The 21,768-nt window shown below is 72.6% G+C and carries 20 protein-coding genes; 13 read left to right on the top strand and 7 right to left on the bottom strand.

Features of this window, described 5'->3' with window-relative positions:
- Positions 1-6: 6 nt before the first annotated feature.
- The gene (locus JOF44_RS18070) at positions 7-453 is read right to left on the bottom strand and encodes a helix-turn-helix transcriptional regulator (RefSeq protein ID WP_342591892.1); all 447 of its coding nucleotides are present in this window, start codon (positions 451-453) and stop codon (positions 7-9) included.
- 991 nt (positions 454-1,444) lie between these two features.
- Here JOF44_RS18070 and JOF44_RS18065 point away from each other — a divergent pair.
- The 3 genes from JOF44_RS18065 (at position 1,445) to JOF44_RS18055 (ending at position 4,868) form a co-directional block, all read left to right on the top strand.
- Positions 1,445-2,986, top strand: a complete 1,542-nt coding sequence (locus tag JOF44_RS18065) for an Ada metal-binding domain-containing protein (protein ID WP_209894792.1) — start codon at positions 1,445-1,447, stop codon at positions 2,984-2,986.
- 112 nt (positions 2,987-3,098) lie between these two features.
- A complete protein-coding gene (locus tag JOF44_RS18060) occupies positions 3,099-3,644 on the top strand; it encodes a methylated-DNA--[protein]-cysteine S-methyltransferase (protein WP_209894790.1) in 546 nt (181 codons plus the stop codon).
- A gap of 12 nt (positions 3,645-3,656) precedes the next feature.
- Positions 3,657-4,868 carry an aminotransferase-like domain-containing protein gene (locus JOF44_RS18055; protein ID WP_209894788.1) on the top strand — a complete coding sequence of 404 codons (1,212 nt, stop codon included), beginning with the start codon at positions 3,657-3,659 and terminating at the stop codon, positions 4,866-4,868.
- A 108-nt stretch (positions 4,869-4,976) separates the two neighbouring features.
- Here JOF44_RS18055 and JOF44_RS18050 read toward each other — a convergent pair whose 3' ends face one another.
- The 3 genes from JOF44_RS18050 to JOF44_RS18040 are packed head-to-tail and all read right to left on the bottom strand — an operon-like array spanning position 4,977 to position 7,877.
- Positions 4,977-5,675, bottom strand: a complete 699-nt coding sequence (locus tag JOF44_RS18050; RefSeq protein WP_209894786.1) for a class I SAM-dependent methyltransferase — start codon at positions 5,673-5,675, stop codon at positions 4,977-4,979.
- A gap of 19 nt (positions 5,676-5,694) precedes the next feature.
- Entirely contained in the window at positions 5,695-7,209 is a 1,515-nt protein-coding gene (locus JOF44_RS18045) for a hypothetical protein (protein WP_209894785.1), read from the bottom strand.
- Complete coding sequence (locus JOF44_RS18040; protein ID WP_209894783.1) at positions 7,206-7,877, bottom strand: ABC transporter ATP-binding protein; 672 nt, start codon at positions 7,875-7,877, stop codon at positions 7,206-7,208. The genes JOF44_RS18045 and JOF44_RS18040 overlap by 4 nt, the downstream gene beginning before the upstream one ends.
- Before the next feature lie 362 nt (positions 7,878-8,239).
- On the opposite strand from JOF44_RS18040, the gene JOF44_RS18035 reads away from it, so the two are divergent.
- Positions 8,240-8,791 (top strand): CarD family transcriptional regulator, encoded by a 552-nt coding sequence (locus tag JOF44_RS18035; protein ID WP_209894781.1) that lies wholly within the window; start codon positions 8,240-8,242, stop codon positions 8,789-8,791.
- Positions 8,792-8,954: 163 nt separating this feature from the next.
- On the opposite strand, the gene JOF44_RS18030 is transcribed toward JOF44_RS18035, so the two are convergent.
- Together JOF44_RS18030 and JOF44_RS18025 are read right to left on the bottom strand one after the other, a co-directional pair.
- Entirely contained in the window at positions 8,955-10,268 is a 1,314-nt protein-coding gene (locus tag JOF44_RS18030; protein WP_342591834.1) for an MFS transporter, read from the bottom strand.
- 87 nt (positions 10,269-10,355) lie between these two features.
- Positions 10,356-11,018: an SRPBCC domain-containing protein gene (locus JOF44_RS18025; RefSeq protein WP_209894779.1), complete on the bottom strand. Its 663-nt coding sequence runs from the start codon at positions 11,016-11,018 to the stop codon at positions 10,356-10,358.
- A 162-nt stretch (positions 11,019-11,180) separates the two neighbouring features.
- Between JOF44_RS18025 and JOF44_RS18020 the strand changes: the two genes are divergently transcribed.
- The 8 genes from JOF44_RS18020 (at position 11,181) to JOF44_RS17985 (ending at position 19,290) form a co-directional block, all read left to right on the top strand.
- Positions 11,181-11,927 carry an HAD family hydrolase gene (locus JOF44_RS18020; protein ID WP_209894770.1) on the top strand — a complete coding sequence of 249 codons (747 nt, stop codon included), beginning with the start codon at positions 11,181-11,183 and terminating at the stop codon, positions 11,925-11,927.
- On the top strand, positions 11,924-14,470 hold the full coding sequence (locus tag JOF44_RS18015; RefSeq protein ID WP_209894768.1) for a glycoside hydrolase family 65 protein: 2,547 nt from the start codon (positions 11,924-11,926) through the stop codon (positions 14,468-14,470). Before JOF44_RS18020 ends, JOF44_RS18015 begins: the two co-directional genes overlap by 4 nt.
- A gap of 168 nt (positions 14,471-14,638) precedes the next feature.
- Positions 14,639-15,874, top strand: a complete 1,236-nt coding sequence (locus JOF44_RS18010; RefSeq protein WP_209894766.1) for a YihY/virulence factor BrkB family protein — start codon at positions 14,639-14,641, stop codon at positions 15,872-15,874.
- Positions 15,871-16,437 carry a peptide deformylase gene (def, locus tag JOF44_RS18005; protein ID WP_209894764.1) on the top strand — a complete coding sequence of 189 codons (567 nt, stop codon included), beginning with the start codon at positions 15,871-15,873 and terminating at the stop codon, positions 16,435-16,437. The genes JOF44_RS18010 and def overlap by 4 nt, the downstream gene beginning before the upstream one ends.
- A gap of 112 nt (positions 16,438-16,549) precedes the next feature.
- Positions 16,550-16,978, top strand: a complete 429-nt coding sequence (locus JOF44_RS18000) for a QcrA and Rieske domain-containing protein (protein WP_209894762.1) — start codon at positions 16,550-16,552, stop codon at positions 16,976-16,978.
- Entirely contained in the window at positions 16,968-17,780 is an 813-nt protein-coding gene (trmB, locus tag JOF44_RS17995) for a tRNA (guanosine(46)-N7)-methyltransferase TrmB (RefSeq protein ID WP_342591833.1), read from the top strand. Before JOF44_RS18000 ends, trmB begins: the two co-directional genes overlap by 11 nt.
- Positions 17,781-17,828: 48 nt before the next feature.
- Positions 17,829-18,878, top strand: coding sequence for an LCP family protein (locus tag JOF44_RS17990; RefSeq protein WP_209894758.1), 1,050 nt, complete (start codon positions 17,829-17,831; stop codon positions 18,876-18,878).
- A gap of 46 nt (positions 18,879-18,924) precedes the next feature.
- Positions 18,925-19,290 carry a DUF4235 domain-containing protein gene (locus JOF44_RS17985; protein WP_209894755.1) on the top strand — a complete coding sequence of 122 codons (366 nt, stop codon included), beginning with the start codon at positions 18,925-18,927 and terminating at the stop codon, positions 19,288-19,290.
- Between the two features lie 275 nt (positions 19,291-19,565).
- On the opposite strand, the gene phoU is transcribed toward JOF44_RS17985, so the two are convergent.
- Entirely contained in the window at positions 19,566-20,240 is a 675-nt protein-coding gene (phoU, locus tag JOF44_RS17980; RefSeq protein ID WP_209894753.1) for a phosphate signaling complex protein PhoU, read from the bottom strand.
- 175 nt (positions 20,241-20,415) lie between these two features.
- On the opposite strand from phoU, the gene JOF44_RS17975 reads away from it, so the two are divergent.
- Entirely contained in the window at positions 20,416-21,768 is a 1,353-nt protein-coding gene (locus JOF44_RS17975) for a sensor histidine kinase (RefSeq protein ID WP_209894751.1), read from the top strand.

The following is a 21,768-nucleotide window of genomic DNA, read 5'->3' as shown; positions in this document are numbered from 1 at the left end:
GCGAATCTAAGCGCGGTCCGGCTCCGGCGCTTCTCGATTCCTGATCGGTCTGGTCACGCGCCGCGCGATGCACGGCGGCATCGAATCCAGCACCTCGGCGCCCTGGGCGCGATAGGCCGACGGCGACACTCCGAGCAGCTCCTTGAAGCGGGTGCTGAAGGTGCCCAGCGAGGAGAAGCCGACGGCCATGCAGATGTCGGTGATGGAGCGGTCGGTGTGCCGCAGCAGGGCCATCGCCCGTTCGATCCGACGGGTCATGAGGTAGGAGTAGGGCGATTCTCCGTACTCCTGCCGGAAGCGGCGGCTGAGATGCCCGCCGGAGAGGTGCACCGACCGCGCGAGGGACTCGACGTCCAGGGGCTGCGCGTGGTCACGGTCGATCCGGTCGCGCACCCTCCGCAGCAGCACGAGGTCCGGGGCCGGGCCCGCCGGAGCGGAGGCGGCAGGGGGAATCGGCGCGGCGGGGGCACCGGAGTCCGGGAGGGGAGCCGGCATCGTCGCGCGCAGAAGGACCGTCTCGCCGTCCTCGCCGTCCGCCGTCCCCCAGTCAGCGCAAGCATCGATCCCCCGGGCGGCGGCGAGCGCGGGCGGCGCTTGGTCACGATGCATCTCGATCAGCAGAACCCCGCCGGGGGCGAGCCAGCGCGGCGCCTCTGCCACCAGGCGCCGGATCTCGTCGAGCCCGTCCCTCCCGGCGACGAGCGCCGCGGCGGGTTCGCACTCCCTCGGTTCGCGCGGCATCAGGTCCCATTGCCCGGCGGGGACGTACGGAGGCACGGCGACCAGCAGGTCCACCGTGCCCGCGAGCTCTCGCGGCAGAGCCTCCAGGCCGGATCCGCGGTGCACGCCGGCACTGCGGGGAAGGTTCTGGCGGGCGTGGACGAGCGGGCGGGGGTCGCTGTCGGTCACGTGCAGAGTGGCGGCGGGCACCCGGCGTCCGATCAGCGCGGCGACGGGGGCGACGCCGCAGTAGGCCTCGACGACGACGGGTCGGCTCCGTCGCTGCGCCTCGGCGAGGGCCGCCTCGATCAGCAGCGCGGTGCGCTGGCGCGGCACGAAGCTTCCAGGGCCGACGGCCAGGCGCTCTCCGCAGAGCTCGACGACGCCGACCACGTGCTCGAGGAACTCCCCGGCCTCGCGGCGGGCGCACAGGCGCTCCAGCTCCGGCGAATCCGAGGCGGCCCCCTCGAGGACCGTCGCCTCCTGCTCGGCGAAGACGCACCCGGCACGGCGCAGCCGGTCCACGAGGGCATCGTGCCGTCCGGCCGTCGTCGGCTCCGGCATCGCACATGTCCCCATCCTCCTATTCTCCGCCCGCGAGGGGCTCTCGCGCCAGGTCACCCCTGCTCTCCCACCCGCCACCCGGCGGTCCAGCTGGAACGCCCTCGACCGCGCTGTCCGATTTCCGCTGGTGTCGCAGGCCGCGACGCGGTTCACTGGATGCATGACCGTGATGACCGATGACGAGCGCTATGCCGCGATCCGCGCCCGGGACACCCGTTTCGACGGGATGTTCTTCACGTGCGTGCGCTCCACCGGCATCTTCTGCCGTCCCTCCTGCCCGGCCCGGACACCGCAGCGCGGCGGCGTCGAGTTCGTGCCGTCGGCCGCGGCGGCACTCGCCGGCGGCTACCGCGCCTGCAAGCGCTGCGGGCCGACGGCCCCGCCCGGGAGCCCCGATGACGATCCGCAGGGCTCGCTCTCCGGCCGGGCGCTGCGCCTGATCGACGCGGGAGCTCTCGACGAGGAGGGCACGGTGCCCTCCCTCGCCCGACGCCTGGCGGTCTCCGAGCGGACGCTGCACCGCGCCCTGATCGCGGCCACCGGCGCGGGCGCCCTCGCCCATGCGCGTCTGCGCCGAGCTCGACGCGCCCGAGAGCTGGTCGTCGGCTCCCAGCTGCCGCTGGCACGGATCGCGCATGCGGCCGGCTTCGGCAGCGAACGTCAGTTCCACGAGACCTTCACCGAGGTCTTCGGCCACGCCCCCTCGGTGGTCCGGGAGCGGATCCGGGGCTCCCGAGCGCCCGACGGTGAGTCCGTGAGCTCGGTCCCTGCGGCCGACGACGTCGCCGTGGTCATGGCGCGCCTGGCCGTGCGTCGCCCCTTCGACGGCCCCGGTCTCGCCGCCTGGTTCGCCCACCGGGCCGTGCCCGGCGTCGAGGACGTCACCGGCCTGCTCTGGACGCGGGCGGTGCAGCTGCCCCACGGGCCGGGCGTGGTGCAGGTCGATCTCGGAGCCGACGGGGCGCTGCCGGTGACGATGCGCCTGACGGACCTGCGAGACCATGCCGCGGCGATCGCGCTGGTGCGGCGGCTGCTGGACCTCGACGCGGACCCCGTCGGCATCGACGCCGGGCTGGCATCCGCCCTGCCCGCCCTCGCCCCCCTGCTCACGGCGCGGCCGGGGGTGCGACTGCCGGGGACCCCGAGCCTCGCCGAAGCACTGCTGTGGGCGATCACCGGACAGCAGATCACCACGGCGCAGGCTCGGGAGCAGATCGGCCGGGCCACGGATCTGCTGGCAGCCGCGCTGCCGGAGCCGCTGCACCTGGCCGGCGTCCACCGCGCCCCGGTGGATCCCGCCGCCGCAGCGGCCGCGGCACCGCAGTGGTTCCGCGGGCCGCGTGCTCGCCGGGAGACGCTGGTCTCCGCGGTCCCGGCGATCGCCGAGGACGAGCAGGGCCTTCCCCTGGCGGGGAGCATCGATGAGCTGCGCGAGCGCCTGCTGGCGCTGCGCGGCATCGGGCCGTGGACCGCGGACTACGTGCTGCTGCGCGGCGTGCGCGCGGTCGACGTCGCCCCCGTCCGGGACGTCGCCCTGCTCGGCGCAGCCCGCGACCTGGGCCTGGCCGATGACCACGCCGCCCTGCGGCGAACGCTCGAGGCCGCCTCCCCCTGGCGCTCGTACGCCGCCGCCCACCTGTGGCAGCACCAGGCCACGCAGCGCGCCGCGGCGAGGACCCGCGGTCGGGACTCGACCCGCTGACAACCGCCCCGGGACCGCACCACCGACCACCGACCACCGACCACCGACGACCGACCACCGACCACCGACCACCGACGACCGACTCTCCCGACCTCACGGAAGGACCTCCGACATGTCCACGACCCCCTCACCGACACCTCGCCCGCCCGGCGCCGACCACGCCGGGTCGAGACCCCGCCACCGTCGGCTGCCCACCCCGCTGGGCACCTACGTGATCGCCGCCGAGGGCGATGCCGTCACCGGTCTGTGGCGCGAGGAGCAGTCCCACTTCCCGGCGCCGGATCGGCTCGGGGAACCGACTCCGGCGGCGGATCCGCTGCTGGATGCCGCCGCGGAGCAGCTGCTCGCCTACCTGGCCGGCGAGCGCGAGGACTTCGACCTGCCGCTGGCCCCGCGCGGGACCGCGTTCCAGCACGCGGTCTGGGCCCGGCTGCGGACGATTCCTCGCGGCACCACCACCACCTACGGCCGGATCGCGCAGGACCTCGAGCGTCCTCGCGCGGCCCAGGCCGTCGGGGCGGCGGTGGGCTCGAACCCGATCTCGATCGTGGTGCCGTGCCACCGCGTGCTGGGCACCAGCGGGTCGCTGACCGGCTATGCGGGCGGGATCGAGACGAAACAGGCACTGCTGGCCCTCGAGGGCGCCCTGACCGCGTGACACGATGGGCCGATGACCATGCCCCCGCCCTCCGCGCCGTACCGCTTCCCCGTCGCCGCCCGTTACGCGGGCATGGAGTCCTCGCCGCTGAAGGACATCTTCGCCCTCGCCGCCCGCCAGGACGTCGTCTCCTTCGCCGGCGGCATCCCGGACCCGGAGCTGTTCGACCTCGAGGACGTCGCCGCCTGCTACGACTGGGTGCTGAGCCACCAGGGGCACCGCGCCCTGCAGTACGGGGTCAGCGAGGGCGAGGTGGAGCTTCGCGAGCAGGCCGCCCGTCGGCTCTCGCGGGACCTGCCCACCGATGCCTCCCAGATCCGGGTCACCTCCGGATCGCAGGAAGGGCTGTTCGTCGTGGCCGAGGCCCTGCTGGAGCCGGGCGACGTGGTGCTGGTGGAGTCTCCCACCTATCTCGCGGCCGTCCAGGCCTTCGCCGTGCACGGCGCCCGCATGATCGGGGTGGACACCGACGACGACGGGGTGGTGCCGGAGGCGCTCGAGGAGGCGATCCGCACCCATCACCCGCGGATGGTGTACCTGATCCCCACCTTCCAGAACCCCACCGGCCGGACCATGCCCGTCGCCCGCCGACAGGCGGTGGCCGACGTCCTGCTGCGCACGAGCGTCCCCCTCGTCGAGGACGATCCGTACGGGGCGCTCAGCTTCACGGGCAGCACCTGGGCACCGATCGCGTCCCTGCCGGGGATGGGTGAGCGCACGCTGCTGCTGAACTCCATGAGCAAGCTCATGAGCCCGGGTCTGCGCATCGGCTGGATCCGCGCCGAGGGCCCGATCCTGGACACCCTGGCCGTCGCCAAGGCCGCGATCTCGATGCAGTCCTCCGTGGTGGACCAGCTGACCGTGGCCCGCTACCTGGACACCGCCGACCTCGACGGCCACGTCGCGCGGGTCAGCGCCGTCTATCGCGAACGGCGCGACGCGATGGCCTCCGCGATCGCGCCGGTGCTGCCGGAGGGTGCTCATCTGACCCATCCCGACGGCGGCATGTTCCTGTGGGCCGCGCTCGGCGAGGGCTACGACGCTCAGCGGATGCTCGCCGACGCCGTCGCGGCCGGTGTCGCCTACCTTCCGGGCTGGTCCTTCTACGCCGACCACGCCGATCTCTCCACCATGCGCCTGAGCTTCGTGACGCACTCCCCCGAGGTCATCGCGGGGGCGGTCGAGCGCCTCGGCGAGGTCATCGCCCAGCACCGACGGGCCTGACCCGCGTCGTCGCGGGAGGCGGCCCCCGCTTCGCCCCCGAGGCCATCCCCCACGGTTCCGGCGCCCTCACGACGTCAGCGCCCTCGCGGTGCCGGCGCCCTCGCGGCGTCAGCGCCCTCGTCCCGGCTTCTGCCAGCGCAGGGTGGCGCGGAACCCCTCCCGCCGCCGGATCACGGCACCGGGAAGCTGTGCGGCGGCCTGCTCCCGCAGCTCGGCGATCGACCACGCCGGGTCCCGGACCGGCTGCGGCCGCCCAGGGCCCGGCTCGCGCACCGGCTGCGGATGCTTGACCAGTCCGATCAGCGGATTGGTGAGCGCGTTGGCCACGTCCCAGGCCTGGTCGAGCGCGCCCACGGGCGTGGTCAGCGTGACCACCAGCAGTCGCCCGCCGGGGCGCAGGAGCTGCCGGGCTTCGGAGAGTGCGGCGTCGAGCGGCATGTGGTGCAGCGAGGCGATCATCGTGATCGCGTCGTAGCTCTCGGCGAGCTCGGGAAGCGCGGCGTGCTCGGCGAGGGTGCGACGGCGGACGCGCACGTGCGGGACGTCCTGGAACCGGGTGGCGGCGAGGTAGGCCATCTCCTGGTCCGCGTCGATCCCGTCCACCTCTCCCGCGATCCCGGCCAGGGCGGCCAGCAGCTCCCCGCGCCCGCACCCGACGTCGAGCACCCGGGCGGTCGGCCCGGGCAGAGCGCCCAGGACCCAGGGATGGAAGTGGTCGTTGTGGCTCCACGGATGCCGGGCGTTCACGGTCCCCAGGGCGCGACCCGCCCAGCGGATCAGCGGGTTCGGCGTGGTGCGGATATCCATCGGTCAGGTCCTTCCCTCGTCACGAGCGCAGGGCGCGCAGGCGCCCCCGGGTCATCAGGATCATCAGCGCGGTCAGGGCACCGGCGGCGGCCAACGGCCAGGCCGTGCCGAGCGGGCCGACGGCCAGCAGGACGGCCCCGCCCGCAAGCGCCAGCAGCACCGCATCGGACTGCCAGGCGAGCATCGTGATCACCGACAGGTCCCCCTGCGGGGTGGGCATCGGCGTGCTGAGCGCGAGCGGCATCGGCCCCTTCGCGGCATCCCGGGCCCGGCCCGCGATGAGCACCGGTGCCAGCGCGACGGGCAGGAGGGACGCCTCGATCACCGCGCCCGCCCCGTCGGCGGCCACGAGTCCCATCGTGCTGCCGCCGAGCGCTCCGAGCACGATCAGCGCCAGCAGCGGGGCGATCGCATGCAGCAGGACCTGACCCCCGGCGGATTGGCCGAACAGCCGCGGTGCCCCGAGCGTGTGCACGCCGTGGCGCATACCGTCCACGAAGGTCCCGCTCGCGGCCCACAGGGCGAGAGAGCCGACGAGCACCCCGCACCAGGCCAGCGGTCCGGTGAGGAGCGTGGCCCCGGCGAGGGCGGCAGCGGCGGCGAGCACGCCGAGCACCCCGGTCGCCAGGCGGTCCGGGCTGCGCAGCCAGGCGATCGCGTCCCGTCGGGCGTACAGCGCCATCAGCGGGCCGGGACCGATCGCCCGCAGGCGGCGACCGGTGCTGGGCAGGGCCCGCAGCAGCCCCGCGGCCCCGGCCATGTCCATGCTGGTCGCCGCCATGGTGGCGGATTCCCAGCGGATCGCCTGCTCCTGGAGCACGGCGCCGCGCAGCCGATCCAGCAGCGGCACGGACACTCCGAGGGCGAGCGCCCCGATCACCAGCAGGCCGACCACCGAGGGCGTCGACGGCGCGTTCGACGTCGGATAGGCCCCACCGATCCCGAGGCCCGCGGGCAGCAGCAGCGCCCCGGCTGCGAGGCCGGCGAGGACCGCGGCGAGGATCCGACGGGCGGCGTCGGCCAGCAGCTGGCCGAGCAGCCAGGCGACCGTCAGCAGCAGACCGGTGCCCGCGGCGGCGAGGGCGAAGGCGACCACGGCGCCCGTTCCCGCCCGCCCGGCAGCGATCAGGGTGGTGCCGATCAGAGCGGCCAGGACGATCATGGCCAGCACCAGCGCCGTCACGGCCCGGGCGAGGGGGCGCCAGAGCACACGGCGGCGCGGGATCCCGCTCGCGGCCAGCGTCGCGGTGAAGAACGGGGAGAGCAGGGCAGGGCCTCGCACGGCACCGAGCAGCATCACGGCTGCTCCCCCGGCGAGGGTGAGAGCGGTTCCGACCTGGGGAGCCCGGTCCAGGACCAGCACCGGCAGCACGTCCGGTCGGGCCAGGCCGGCGCCGGCGGCCCGCAGCGCCGGGACGCCGATGACCAGCAGGCCGAGCACGGCCACGTACACCAGGTAGAGCACGTCTCCCGTCGTGCGGGCCTCGGCGCGCTGCGCCCACACCTCCCGCACGGGACCGAGCGAACCGTTCACCGCTGCTCCTGAAGGTGCAGGCGGGAATCGGCGAGCTCCTCGAGCAGACGGGGACTGTGGCTGGCGAGCACGATGGCGCTGCCGGACTCGGCGCGGGACCGGATCGCCCCGATCACCAGGCCCAGGCGGTCGGCGTCCAGGCGCTGCTCGGGCTCGTCCAGCAGCAGCACGCTGCACGGGCGGGCCAGCGTGAGCGCGAGGGCGACCAGCTGCGACTGCCCGCTGGAGAGCTCATGGGGGAAACGGCCCCCGAGGTGGGAGATCTGCAGCTCCTCGAGCAGCTGCCGCGCCCGGGCGCGGGCATCCTTCGCCCCGGTGCCCCAGGTGGCGCCGATGAACTGCAGATGCTCGACGACGGTGAGATCGCGGGCCGTCTGCGGCGGCCCGATCAGCGCTGCCAGCGCCGAGCGGAAGGTCCGGTCGCGGTCATCAGGACGTCGGCCCGCGATGCGCACCGTGCCCTCGGTGGGCGCGAGCAGGCCGGCGAGGACGCGCAGCAGCGTCGTCTTGCCGGATCCGTTCGCGCCGGTCAGGGCCAGCACCTCCCCCGCCTCCGCACGACCGGTCGCCTCCCGCAGCAGCACGTTCTGGTCGAGGTCGACGCCGACGTCCTCGAAGCGGACGGGCGTGCGATCCTTCCCCTCGGGACGGGCTGCGGAGACTCTCATCCCCTCATCATCCTCACGGGACCGCCGGCGGACCTCCGACTTCGGTCTGTTCCTCGATGGCGCCCGTCGACCGGTCGCAGCGGGCGCGCTCGTGGACCGGGGCAGGTGTCCGCGCGCCCATCGGAACGTGTGACGCATCCGGAAACGTCACCCTCTAGATATCGTGTCAGATCCATGAGATCATGGGAGGGCGCTGTCGTAGGTGCCGCCACCCTGTTCCTGCAGGTCGAGCAGCACTCGAGTCGTCTCCATATCCCTGATGCCGCGCCCCGATCCGGGTCATCGCGGCCCGGAGCACGGCCGCCCTGCCCTGACGGGTCCGCGGTACCGACGGCGCACAGGTCCGTCCAGGAGGTTTCCCCTTGTCCGTCGCCACTGCGTCCGTCGACACCGCTGCCCCGACCCCCGGCGACGTGCTCACCCATCCGGTCCACGGCCCGGTGCGCATCGTCTCCACCTGCACCCGCGCCGTCCGCGGAACCGATCGGGAGTACGTCGACATGGAGGTCATCGGGGACGAGATGCGAATCTCCGTGCCGGCCGACGGCAGGGACGTCATCGGGCTGCGCGCCGTGCTCGTGGAGAAGGAGATCGGTGAGCTCCTCGTCCAGCTCGCCGAGCCGATCGAGCCGCCGGCGAAGAAGGCCTCCTGGGCCCACCGGATCAAGTCCCTGACCATGCAGTTGCAGTCGGGACGGATCTCGGATCGCATCGGAGTCATCCGCGGCATCCTCGGCGACTCGGGTGGGACGCCCTCCAGCCTGGCGGAGCGCAACCTGCTCAAGCAGGCGATCGCCCCGCTCGCCGCCGAGATCGCGATCGCCCGCTCGATCACCATCGAGCAGGCTGATCACCTCATCCAGGACACCGCCGAGCGTGCCGTCGCGGCCGGCGCCCCCGGCGACGCCGCCTGACACTCCCCCTCCCGGGACGCACCGCGCACCTCGCGGTCTCCCTCCCCCGGCGCTGCGCGCATCTCGCCGGTCGCCTCCGGTCGCTCCGCCCGCCCCGCGCGCCCGACGGCCGCGGGGCGGAGTCGCGACGATGGCGGAGCGCTCCGTGTCATCGGGCTCCGCATCACCGCGCCCTCGTCCCTCCCGACGGTGTGACCCGCGGCAGGACCCGCGCCAGCCACGCTCCGCCGACGACGCACAGGCCGCCCATCGCGGCCCCGGCCACGGTGATCGGGGCGAACAGGGCGACCCCGGTGACGACCAGCGGCGCAGCGAGCCGCCCCGCACCGAGCATCGTGTTCCACCAGGCGAGGTAGCGGGTGCGGTCGTGCACCGGGGACACATCGATCCCCAGCGTCATGACGATCCCCGACCCCAGACCGTTGCCGATCCCGATCAGCAGACTCGGCAGCAGCAGGGCGAGCAGAGCGAGGCTCTGCCCCTGCCCGGCCCAGGCGGTCCCCAGGATCGCCAGCAGCAGGTATCCGGCCCCCATCAGCACCGCGCACGGCACCGCCACGGCGGCACGACCATGGCGATCCATGAGGGTCCCCGCCGGGATCACCAGCAGGATCTCGAGGACGGCGCTGAGGCCGAACACGATCGAGATCCATACCGAGTCCAGCCCCAGCGCCGCGCCCAGCAGCGGCACGATCACCGGCCGGTTCACCCGCGCCATCATCACCGGCGTGATCCCGAGCCCCACGACCGCCATCCGGGCCAGCACAGCGCGATTCAACGTCTTCCGCGCCGGGCTGCGGGACGGGCGCTGTCCGCGCGGGCGCGCCGGGCCCAGCTGCGCCTCCCCCGGCGGGAGGAAGACCGCGATCATCACGGTGGCGGCGGCTGCGGTCACCGCGAACAGCAGGAACACCCCCGTGTCGGAGCCGGTGGCCATTACCACCGCGCCCAGCAGCGGGCCGATCACCTGGCCGATGCGGATCACCCCGCCGAACAGCGTCATCCCGCGCGCCCGCATCATCGGTGGCAGGGCCGTGCCCAGGTAGGCCTGTCGCCCCAGCTGCCACACCTGCGTGTTCGTGGCCATCACCAGCAGCAGCACCACCAGGGCGACGCGATGGACCGGGGTGGCCCCGTCATGGACCGCCGGCGTGAGCACCACGAAGGCGATCACGTTCGCGACCACCAGCAGACATCCGGTGACCACCAGGGCGCTGCGCGCCCCGACCCGGGAGATGAGATGCCCGGCCGGGATCGGTCCCAGGAACGAGGTCAGCCCGAAGATCGTCGTCAGCGCCGCGGCCTGCCAGGCGCTGAATCCGAGATCGAGGGCCAGCAGCGGGATCACCGGCATCAGGGCGGCCAGCCCGGAGAACTCCAGCAGGCTGGGGATGTACACCGAGGGGGCCAGGGACCACAGCACCTGTCTCGCGGGCCGCGACCTCCCGGAGGGAGACGCGGGCTCGGGGGTGGTCACCGCGCGAGTCTGTCACCGGATAGTGAGCCCGGGCAAACAGTTCCCGGCGGGCGGACGGGCGGGGGCGACCGCAGCGCTGCCGGACTCTCAGTCGAGATAGGCGCTCGTGGTCGCCCTCTCCCCCCGGCGGGCGGTGCCCTCGTCGACCCCGGCGGCGACGGCCTCGGCCGCCCAGCGCACCGACCAGGCACGCAGCATCTCGCGGCCCTCGGGCCCGGTCAGCCATGCGGGCGTCGGCGTGGGCACCTCGGTCATGCACACGGTGCGCCAGCCGTCGGCGGCCGCGGCGAGCCCCAGCAGCGCGATCTCCCAGTCCAGTGCCCGCAGGCCCGGACCGACGGAGTCGAATCGTGCGCGATCGTAGAGCGTGGTGTAGCGCAGGCGCAGCGAGGTGGTGCCGTCGTCCTCGGGGTCCAGGCGGATCAGCAGGGGATCGACGGTGCCGTCCTGCTCCCAGCTCAGGGAGAGCAGATGGGGCGGGACGACCCGGCGCACGGCCCCGTGGGCGCCGGGCGCGGCGAATCGTCCCCCTTCGCGCAGGTCCCCGGTCACCGGTCCGAACCAGGTGGCCAGGCGCGCGGGGTCGGTCAGCAGCGGCCACAGCTGGGCCGGGGACCGGGCGACGTTCGTGGTCAGGGTCGCGGTCGTGCGCACCAGGGGGCGCCCGTCGGCGTCATGATCCCCGACGTCTTCGATCTCGAGCGCACGCCGCACGGCATCGACCACGGACGGCGACTGAGTGACAGCCATCTTCTCCTCGGCAGGGTCGGACCTGTTCCGCGCCGGCGCGACCGTGGGGCGGACGCTGCGGGAGCGGACGCTGGCAGACTAGTCGACCGGCGCATCCGGCGCCACGGGGCGGGATCCGCTGGGGACGAACCGGAACCCGATGGGCGAGGACCTCGCCGTACGATGGCACGCGTGATAGCCGAGGCCGCCTTCCGACCGTCCGCCTTCTCCGCCCATCTGTTCGACCTCGACGGCGTCATCACGCCGACCGCCGAGGTCCACATGCGCGCCTGGGCCCGCATGTTCGGCGACTTCCTCACCGGACGCGGGATCGCCGAGCCCTACACCGACGCGGACTACTTCGCCCATGTCGACGGCCGGCCCCGCTATGACGGGGTGCGTGCGTTCCTCGCCTCCCGCGACCTCGAGCTGCCCGACGGCGACGACGAGGATCCCGGCGACCAGCCGGCCGGGCAGGAGACGGTCCGCGGGCTCGGCAACCGCAAGAACGACCTGGTGCTGACTCTGATCCGGACCGAAGGCGTCGCCCCGTATCCGGGCACCCTCGCCTACCTCGACGCCCTGCCGCCGCGCTCCCGTCTCGCGATCGTCTCGTCCTCGCGCAACGCCGAGGAGGTGCTGCGCGGCGCCGGTCTGCTCGCGCGGTTCGAGCACGTCGTCGATGGGAACGTCGCCGCCGAGAAGGGTCTTCCCGGCAAGCCCTCCTCCGCTACCTTCGACCATGCCGCCCGCCTGCTGGGGGTCGACCCCGCCGACGCGGTGGTCTACGAGGACGCGGTCTCCGGCGTGCGCGCCGGGGCCGACGGCGGCTTCGGGGCCGTCGTCGGGGTGGACCGCGGCGTCGGGGCCGACGCGCTCGCCGCCGCCGGGGCCACCCTCGTCGTGACCGACCTGGGGGAGATCGCGTGACCCGCCTGCGCTCGCTGCCCGCCGACCCCGTCGACCGCACCCGCCTGCCGCTGGACGAATGGCGACTGGTGGAGTCCCGCCCCGGAGGGGACCTGGGGCTGATGGAGACCTTGTTCACCACCGCCAACGGCTACCTCGGGATGCGTGGCACCCCGGCGGAGGGCCGCGACGTCCACAGCCACGGCACCTATCTCAACGGCTTCCACGAGACCTGGCAGATCAATCACGCCGAATCCGCCTTCGGCTTCGCCCGGACCGGACAGACCATGATCTCGGTGCCGGATTCGACCGTCATGAAGCTCTACGTCGACGACGAGCCGCTGCTGCTGTCGATCGCGGACCTGGTGGAGTACGAGCGCTGGATCGACTTCCGCGAGGGCGTGCTGCGGAGGGAGCTGATCTGGCGCACTCCCGCCGGCAAACGGGTGAAGGTCTCCACCTCCCGCCTGGTCTCCTTCACCCAGCGGCACCTGGCGCTGATGACTCTGCAGGTCACGATGCTCGACGGATCCGCCCCGATCGCGGTCTCCTCCCAGATCATCAACCGTCAGGACATCACCGACGACTACGGGCGCGGGGTGGATGGGGCACCGGTCACCGATTCCGACGATCCCCGACGGGCCACGGCCTTCTCCCATCGGGTGCTCGAGCCGCTCCAGGACTGGCACAGCGAGCGACGGATGCTGCTGGGCTACCGCGTGGCCACCTCGGGCATGACCCTCGCCGTCGGCGCGGATCACAGCGTCGAGTCGGACGCCGAGGTCGAGCGCCTGGTGGAGACCAGCGAGGACCGCGGTCGGCAGGTCTTCCGCGCGCGACTCGAGGAGGGAGGCTCCCTGACGGTCCGCAAGGCGATCTCCTACCACTCCTCCCGCTCGGTCCCCCACCGCGAGCTGTTCGACCGCTGCCGGCGCACGCTGGATCGGGTGCGGGCCGACGGGTTCGAGCCCCAGTACCAGGACCAGCGCGACTACCTCGCGGACTTCTGGGAGCGCTCGGACGTCCAGCTGCCGGGCCGGCCCGTCGAGCAGCAGGCCACCCGCTGGTGCCTGTTCCAGCTCGCCCAGGCCGCCGCCCGCTCCGACCAGTGGGGCATCCCCGCCAAGGGGCTCACCGGCTCGGGATACGAGGGCCACTACTTCTGGGACACCGAGATCTACGTCGTGCCCTTCCTGACCTTCACCGAGCCCCGCTGGGCCCGCAATGCGCTGCGCTTCCGCAGCAACCTGCTGCCCAAGGCGCGCGAGCGCGCCCGCGAGCTCAACCAGCGCGGGGCGCTGTTCCCCTGGCGCACCATCAACGGGGACGAGGCCTCGGCCTATTACGCGGCGGGCACCGCGCAGTACCACATCAACGCCGACGTGGCCTATGCCTTCTCCCAGTACGTGGACGTCACCGGCGATGTGGATTTCCAGCATCGCGACGGGGTGAGGGTCCTGGTCGAGACCGCACGGTTGTGGGCCGATCTGGGGTTCTGGCGGCTGACCGCCGACGGGGACGCCAGCTTCCACATCAACGGGGTGACCGGGCCCGACGAGTACACGACCGTGGTCAACAACAACATGTTCACCAACGTCATGGCCCGCCACAACCTGCGCCGAGCCGCGCGGGCGGTGCGCGAGCTGCGGGACGCCGACGAGGCCGCGTACCAGGTGCTGCTGGCGGAGCTCGAGCTCGATGAGCTGGAGCTCGAGCAGTGGGACGCCTGCGCCGAGGGGATGTACGTCGCCAAGGACGAGGCCCTGGGCATCCACCTCCAGGAGGACCGCTTCCTCGAGCGCGAGGTCTGGGACCTCTCCAGCACCCCTGCCGAGGTCTTTCCGCTGCTTCTGAACTTCCATCCCCTGGTCATCTACCGCTTCCAGGTGCTCAAACAGGCTGATGTGGTTCTCGCCCTGTTCCTGCGCGGCGGCGAGTTCACGGCCGAGGAGAAGCGCGCGGACTTCGAGTACTACGACCCGATCACCACCGGTGACTCCTCGCTGTCGGCCGTGGTGCAGTCGATCATGGCCGCCGAGGTGGGCCATCAGAAGGCGGCGCTGGACTATTTCCGGGCCGGGCTGTTCGTCGACCTCGGCAATCTGCACGGCAACACCGCCGACGGGGTGCACGTCGCCTCCGCGGGCGGGGTGTGGAACGCCCTGGTGCACGGCTTCGGCGGGATGCGGCACGATCAGGGGCGGCTCTCCTTCGACCCTCGCCTGCCCGAGGGCTGGCCGGAGCTGTCCTTCCCTCTGACGGTGCGGGGCTCCCGCCTCCGGGTCCGCCTGCTGCGCGAGGAGATCATCCTCACGCTCGTGAGCGGCAGCGAGGTCGAGGTCTCGGTGCGCGGCCGGAGCGTCCTCGTCACCGCCGCGAGCACCTCGGTGCCGTTGCCGGACCAGGGCCCCGTGCTCGACGACGCGGTGCTGGCCTCCCCCGTCGGCCTCGGTGACCAGCGTGCTGACGGGTCGATCATGACCTCGTTCGTCCCCAGGGACCCCGAGGACCCCTGGGAGTATCCGGCTCTGACCGATCCCGACGACATCATCGAGGAGGCCTGAGCCCCACCGCTGACCGGCCCGCCCCGGGGCCGGACAGCCCGGCAGGCCCCGCCTGACAGCTCCGGTCCGGCACGGCGCACCTCCTGCCTGATCCCGGCATCCGGGGCCCTGGTGGCATAGGCTCCGGGCGTCCTGACCTTCCCCCACAGCCCGGAGCACGAGCGCACGGTGACCGCATCCCGCCCCCGTCGGCCGAAGCCGGTGGTCGAGTACCCCCGGCCCCGGTTGAGCATCCTGCATGTCCTGAACCGGGTCCGGATGCGCCTGCTGGACATCCAGGTGTGGGACGTGGCGGGCACCATGACGTTCTATCTGGTGCTCTCGCTGTTCCCGGGCGCGGTCGCGGCGGTGTCGATGATGTCGCTGATCGGCATCGAGGCCGAGACCTTGGAGGCACTGTCGGGGATGTTCAGCGAGATCTTCCCGACCCTGGACCCGCGCCCGTTCCTCACGGCCATCCACGCGGTCACCACGAGCAACGGCGGGCTGCTGGGGCTCGCGCTGGGCACCGTCGGCTCGCTGCTGTCGGCCTCCAACGGCGTCGCGGCGTTCCACCGTGCGCTGCACCGCGTCTACGACACCCGGGAGGGCCGGCCGTTCCTGTGGTTCCGCACCATCGTGTTCGGCGAGACGGTGCTGATCGTGGCGGTGGTGCTGCTGGCCCTGGGCATGATCATCGTCGGCGGCGAGGCCTCCCAGCGCATCGGCGACTTCATCGGCATCCCCCGCATCGCCTTCAACGCGTGGAACCTGGTGAAGTGGCCGATCCTGCTGGTGATCCTGATCATCGGCGTGTCCCTGGCCTACTACCTCTTCCCCAATGTGCGTCTGCCCCGCTACCGGCTGATGTCCCTGGGGTCGGTCATCTCGGTGCTGGTGATCTTCGGATCCGCGATCGCCGCCGGTCGCCTGCTGGAGTACGCGACCCGCGTCACGGAGGTGCTGACCGTGCTGAACGGGCTGATCGCGATCCTGCTGCTGCTGTGGCTGGCCAACATCGTGATCGTCACCGGCGCCGCGCTGGACGCAGAGTTCCTGCGCGCCCGACAGATCGCGAGCGGACTGCCTGCCTGGGACAGCATCGTGCTGGATTCCCATGCGACCCATACGCTGGACTTCCTGGCCCGGGACGCCGCCGAGACCGAGGAGCTCAGCCGTGAGGTGGCCGCGGCCGCGCACGCCGGGACGAGCCTGCACCGGGCGCGCGGTCCGTGGATCGTCGACGCCCGCAATCCGCTGGCGGTGAACCCACCCAGGAAGCGCACCGTCCCCCCGGCCCCCGACCCCTCGGATCCCGCCGACCCCTCGGATCCCAGCGACTCCCCGGATCCCTCCGGGCCCCCGGACCCCTCCGGGCCGACGGATCCCCCCGACCCCCCGAGCACAGGAGGCCCCGCCGCATGAGCGTCCGCCCGATCACGATCGTCGGCCATCGTGCCCTCACCCAGCGCACCCGCCGCGTCCGCGAGGTCACCGACGACATCCGCACCCTGGTCGCGGACATGTTCGAGACGAACGACGCGGCTGACGGCGCCGGTCTTGCCGCCCCTCAGGTAGGCGCGCGCTGGCGGCTGTTCGTCTACTCCTGCGAGGACGCCCAGGGCATCGAGCAGCGCGGCGTGGTCGTCAATCCGCGGCTGGAGCGCTTCGGCGGTATCGCGCTGGATGACGAGACCCTGGAGGGCTGCCTGTCGGTGCCCGGCGAGGGCTTCCCGACCGCCCGCCATCGCGGGGCGCGGGTCACCGGGATGGACCTGGACGGACAGGAGGTCGTCGTCGAGGACACCGGCGGCGTGCTCGCACGGGCGCTGCAGCACGAGGTCGACCACCTCGAGGGCACCCTCTACCTCGACCGTCTCACGCCGGCCCGCCGACGAGAGGCCCTCGACGCGGTGACGGCGCGCGGCTGGCGGGCCGAGGGCCTGCGCGCCTGGGACCCGCGGCAGGTCGAGGCCGCGGACGTCTGAGCGGTCAGCACCCGGCGCGCATCGGAGCCCGGCGGCGGACCTCCACGTCCGGACCGTCGCAGCCCGGTCTCGGACGGGCGCTCCCCCCAGCAATGATCGCTACCCTGGAGGCATGGAACGCCGTCCGTGCCTCTCTCGTCGTCATGCCCTCCTGCTGCCCACCTCCGCCGTAGGTGTCGGCACCCTGGCCGCCTGCGGACCCCAGGAGGAGGGCTCCGACAATCCGGAGCCGCTCCGCGCCGACGACGGATCCGTCCCCCTGGACGAGGTCCCGGAGAACGCCAGCACCATGGTCAACTTCGGCGGTCAGCAGCCCTTCGTGCTGCTGGTCCGCGGCGCCGGCGACGACCTCACCGCCTACTCCGGCTACTGCACCCACAACGGCTGTGCCCTGAGCCAGCTCCAGGACGAGCTGGACTGCCCGTGCCACGGCTCCAAGTTCGACGCCGACACCGGCGAGGTGCTGGCCGGCCCGGCCACCCGGCACCTGCCCCAGATCGACGTGGTGGTCGAGGACGGTGCCGTCCGTCGTGTCCGCTGACGGCCGCGCCCCCAAGCCGCCGCGCGAGATCGTCTCCTTCGTCCGCCGCGGCGAACGGCTCTCGTCCGGGAGGCAGAAGGCCTGGGACCGCTGGTCGGACCGGTACGTGCTCGACCCGGCGCGCGGGGAGCGCGACACCCTGCCGGACCCGGAGGCGTCCTTCGACCTCGAGGAGATCTTCGGCCGCCGCGCCGAGCTCGTCGTCGAGGTGGGCAGCGGCCTGGGCGAGAACATCGCCGCGGCCGCGGCCGAGCATCCCGAGCGGGACCATCTGGCCGTGGAGGTGTATCGCCCGGGTCTCGCCCAGACCCTCAGCCGCCTCGAGCGCGCGGGTCTCCAGGAGAACATCCGCCTGCTGCCGCTGGACGCCCAGCGCAGCCTGCCCGTCCTGCTGCCGGAAGCATCCATCGCGCAGCTGTGGGTGTACTTCTCGGACCCCTGGCCCAAGTCCCGCCACCACAAGCGTCGGCTGATCAACCCGCCGTTCCTGGATGCGGTGCTGCCCTTGCTGGCCGACGGAGCGACGTTCCGCCTGGCCACGGACTGGGCGCAGTACGCCCACCACATGCGGCGCCTCCTCGACGCCCGCGAGGAGCTCGAGCTCGCCCACCCCGAGGGCCCCCGCCCCGGGGACCACAGCAGCGATGCCGTGCCGGAGGGAATGCCCCGGACCGGTTGGGCCCCACGATTCGAGGGTCGTGTGAAGACCAGCTTCGAGGCCAAGGGACGCAGCGCCGGGCGTCTAGTATGGGATCTCGCGTACACCCGGGTGCCTCGGCAGTCCGGAAGCGCCCCCACCTAGATCCTCCGGACCTCGGCCGCCGCGGCGGCTCCTGTGAGAGCGAGCCCTATGAACGCCCCCGACGACGTCGACCTCCCGTCCGATTGGGAGGACGCTGATCAGCCCGACCCCCGCCAACGCCGTGGGCGCAAGTTCGCACTGCTCGGACTCGGCCTGGTCGCGGTCCTCGTGCTGGGAGTGGGTCTGGTGGTCGCGAACTACCTCCACGGCCTCGGCAACTCCTACGAGAAGCGCACGGTCGTGCAGATCACCCGGGGCGCCTCCGACGGGGAGCGCCCCGAGGAGATCGAAGGATCCGGCCGCAACATCCTGCTGCTGGGCTCCGACAAGCGCGCCCCTGAGGACGCCGCCTCCGAGGGGGTCAGCGGCCAGCGCTCGGACGTGATGATGCTGGTGCACATCTCCGACGACAACAAGAGCGTCTACGTCACCTCCTTCCCGCGCGACCTCTACGTCGACGTCCCCGGCCACGGCAAGGACCGCGTCAACTCCGCGCTGGCCTACGGCGGGGTGGGGCTGGCGGTGACCACGGTCGAGAACTATGTCGGGGTGCCGATCGACCACGTCGCCCTCATCGACTTCGAGGGGATCGAGGGGCTGGTCGACACCCTGGGCGGCGTCGACGTGAAGATCCCGGAGTCCTTCGAGGCGCAGGGCCATCAGTTCACCGAGGGCACCCAGACGCTCAACGGCGAGGAGGCCCTGGCCTTCGTCCGCGAGCGCAAGCAGTTCTCCGGCGGTGATTTCCAGCGCAACCGGAATCAGCAGGCGGTGCTCCAGGGCATCGCGAGCAAGCTGATCAGCGCCGACACCCTGAGCGATCCGGGCAAGCTCTCCAGCACCATCGAGTCCATCTCCCCGTATCTCACGACCGATGCGGGGCTGACCGGCGGGAAGATGGTCGAGCTCGGGCTCTCGATGCGCTCGGTCCGCGGCAGCGATATCCACTACCTCTCGGTCCCGCACGGGAGCCCGACCACCACCTCCGGCGGGGCGAGCGTCGTGGCGACCGACGAGGACGCGATGGACGTGCTGCGCGAGGCGCTGCGCACGGATGACATGGGAACCTATTACGCTCAGAACGCCGGGACCTACTGATCTCACGTCCCGTCCGCCGCCGTTGACCGACACCTGGAGGAATCCCGTGGCCAATCCACTCGTCAAGATCGCCGTCCCGGTGGCAGGAATCATCGCGTCCCAGGTCGGCAACAAGGCCGCCGCCAAGGGGTGGGGCGCCGTATTCGGGGAGGACGCCCCGACCGTGAAGGCGAACAAGGCCGCCCAGAAGGACGCCGAGAAGCGCCGCAAGCAGGCCAAGAAGGACGGCCTGCCGAAGTCCGAGATCGAGGCCATCAAGGACCCCGAGGACGATCAGCCGATCTGGAAGATGCTGCTGTGGGCGACCGTCTCCGGCGTCCTGCTGCAAGGACTGCGGATGGCGGCCAAGCGCGGCGCCAAGTCGGGCACCGAGCGCCTGACCAGCCGGCGTCCCCGCCCCAACCGGGGCTGACCCCCGGCTCGGCCCGGCTCAGCCCCGTCCCCGGCTCGGCTCCGTCCCCGGTTGCCCTGTCCCCGGCTCGGCCCCGTCCCCGGCTGACCTGTCCCCGGCTCGGCCCCGTCCCCAAAGCAACCCGCCGTTGTGCGCTGTGCTTCCGATGATGGAAGTGCAGCGCACAACGGCGCGTAGGCGGCGGGTCGAACCCTCCGGTGGAGGGTTCCGCGCGCTCCTGTGGGGCCGGCCCTGCTATGACGACTCCGTGGATCGGGACGGAGCGCGCGACGGACTCAGAACTCGGGGACGTCCACACTCTCGTGCAGGGTGTCCAGGGAATCCCCGGTGACCAGGAAGCCGACCCGGCGCACGAGGGAGACGGCGTGGTCGCCGATGCGCTCGTAGAAGCGGATCAGCAGCGTGAGATCGACGACCTGACGGTTGGAGTACCCCTCGCCGCGGGAGATCTCCCGGGCGATCTCCAGCATCAGCTCGTCGATCTCGTCGTCGTCCTTCTCCACCTGGGCGGCCAGCGCCAGATCGCGCTCGGCGATCACCTGGGCGGCTTCCGCCAGGGCGGCGCCCGCCAGGGACGACATCCGGGCGATCTGCTCCTGATGCTGCTCGGGGACGGCCGTCGACGGGTGCGTGCGACGGGCCACCAGCGCCACGTGCGCGCACAGGTCGCCCATGCGCTCGAGCGAGGAGCTCATGCGCATCGCTGCGACCAGCAGCCTCAGATCGGTGGCGACGGGGGCCTGCCGGGCGAGCAGCTCGACCGCCTTGGCGTCCAGCTCCACCTGCCGCTCATCGATGTGGGGGTCCGCGGCGATCACCCGCTCGGCCAGCCCCAGATCGCCCTCGAGCAGCGAGCGGGTCGCCCCCTCGAGCGCCCTCCCGACCAGGTCGGCCATGTCGACCAGATCATCGACGATATGCCGCAGGTCGCTCTGGTACGCCTCGCGCATGATGGTTTCTCCTTCGTCCGACGGGTTCCTCACCCCGCAGTATCGCAAGGCCCGATGAACGGCCACCGCACCGGGGTGAACGGCAGGCATCCGCCCCGTGAACTCCTGGCCCCCTGTCCCCGCGGAGGGACCGTCCCCCGCGAGGTCGACGCGATGCGGGGCCTAGGCTGTCGGTGTGCCCCTGACTGCCCTCCTCCTGCTCGCTGCGGCGATCGGCCTCGTGATCGGCTGCGCGGCGACGTCGGCGTTCGTGCGGTCGGACCGTCGGCGTGCCACGATCCCGTCGGTCGGCCAGCAGGGCGTCCCCGAGGCGACCGCCGAGGTGCTGGCCATCCTGTCCTCGGCGTACGTCGTGCTCGACGCCAGCGGCGACGTGCTGCGGGCCTCGCCGCTGGCCTACTCCTACGGCATCGTGCGCGCCGCCGAGGGCGACTACCCCCGGCTGGCCAACTCCGAGCTGATGGAGCTGGCGGCCGACGTCGGGCGCAACGGAGGATTCCGCGACGAGCGTCTCACCCTGCGCCGCTCCAGCCAGCGCGACACCGACGCCGTGATCGACGTGCGCATCGGGGCGCTCGGAGAGCACGGGGCACTGCTGCTGGCCGATGACCTCACCCGCGCCGTCCGCGTCGAGGAGACCCGGCGTGACTTCGTGGCCAACGTGTCCCATGAGCTGAAGACGCCGGTGGGGGCGATCACCCTGCTCGGCGAGACCATGGAGGACGCGGCCGAGGACCCGGACGCCGTGCGCCGCTTCGCCGAGCGGATGCAGGTCGAGTCCCGCCGCCTCTCCCACCTGGTGCAGGAGATCATCGAGCTCTCCCGGGTCCAGGGAAGCTCCTCCCTGCCGGACGCGGAGCCGGTCGAGATCGACGACGTCGTCGACGACGCGGTCTCCCTCAGCCGCAACCTCGCGCTCGGTTCGAGCATCGAGCTGGCGACCGGGGCGCCGAGCGGTCTGCGGGTCTTCGGCTCCGCCTCGATGCTGACCACCGCGCTGTCGAACCTGATCTCCAACGCGATCGCGTACTCGGAGCCCGGGACCCGGGTGGGGGTGTCGGTGAGGCGCGATGGCGGAATGGTCGAGCTGTCCGTCAAGGATGAGGGCATCGGGATCACCAAGGAGCACCTCGAGCGGGTCTTCGAGCGCTTCTTCCGGGTCGACCGCGCCCGTTCCCGCACCACCGGCGGGTCCGGTCTGGGGCTCGCGATCGTCAAGCACATCGCGACCGACCACGGGGGCGAGGTCACCGCCTGGTCGATGCCCGGTCAGGGATCGACCTTCACGCTCCACCTGCCGGAGATGGGCCGCACCGAGACGATCACGGCCCCGAGCTCCCACCCCGCGGACACCGCGGAGTCGCGGACATCGCCCGGGACGGTCGACGGCCCGGCACCCGGTGCCGGCGAGCGCCGGGCCGACGTGACGGGCGAGGCCCGGACGGTTCAGAGCACGGACGGGACTCCCGGGCCCCGCAGAACGACACGCGGCGTGGCGAACGGCCACGCGCAGAGAAAGGGAAGCTGA

The sequence above is a fragment of the Brachybacterium fresconis genome (genome assembly GCF_017876515.1).
Taxonomy (GTDB): domain Bacteria; phylum Actinomycetota; class Actinomycetes; order Actinomycetales; family Dermabacteraceae; genus Brachybacterium; species Brachybacterium fresconis.
This window is presented reverse-complemented; position numbering and strand designations above follow the sequence as displayed.

Excerpts from the sequence above, each read along its gene's own strand:
- JOF44_RS18000 (WP_209894762.1), top strand. The coding sequence starts at position 16,550 with ATGGAACGCCGTCCGTGCCTCTCTCGTCGTCATGCCCTCCTGCTGCCC.
- JOF44_RS18040 (WP_209894783.1), bottom strand. The coding sequence starts at position 7,877 with ATGAGAGTCTCCGCAGCCCGTCCCGAGGGGAAGGATCGCACGCCCGTC.
- JOF44_RS18025 (WP_209894779.1), bottom strand. The coding sequence starts at position 11,018 with ATGGCTGTCACTCAGTCGCCGTCCGTGGTCGATGCCGTGCGGCGTGCG.
- JOF44_RS18060 (WP_209894790.1), top strand. The coding sequence starts at position 3,099 with ATGTCCACGACCCCCTCACCGACACCTCGCCCGCCCGGCGCCGACCAC.
- phoU (WP_209894753.1), bottom strand. The coding sequence starts at position 20,240 with ATGCGCGAGGCGTACCAGAGCGACCTGCGGCATATCGTCGATGATCTG.
- JOF44_RS18065 (WP_209894792.1), top strand. The coding sequence starts at position 1,445 with ATGACCGTGATGACCGATGACGAGCGCTATGCCGCGATCCGCGCCCGG.
- def (WP_209894764.1), top strand. The coding sequence starts at position 15,871 with ATGAGCGTCCGCCCGATCACGATCGTCGGCCATCGTGCCCTCACCCAG.
- JOF44_RS17990 (WP_209894758.1), top strand. The coding sequence starts at position 17,829 with ATGAACGCCCCCGACGACGTCGACCTCCCGTCCGATTGGGAGGACGCT.
- JOF44_RS18020 (WP_209894770.1), top strand. The coding sequence starts at position 11,181 with ATGGCACGCGTGATAGCCGAGGCCGCCTTCCGACCGTCCGCCTTCTCC.
- JOF44_RS18055 (WP_209894788.1), top strand. The coding sequence starts at position 3,657 with ATGACCATGCCCCCGCCCTCCGCGCCGTACCGCTTCCCCGTCGCCGCC.
- JOF44_RS18050 (WP_209894786.1), bottom strand. The coding sequence starts at position 5,675 with ATGGATATCCGCACCACGCCGAACCCGCTGATCCGCTGGGCGGGTCGC.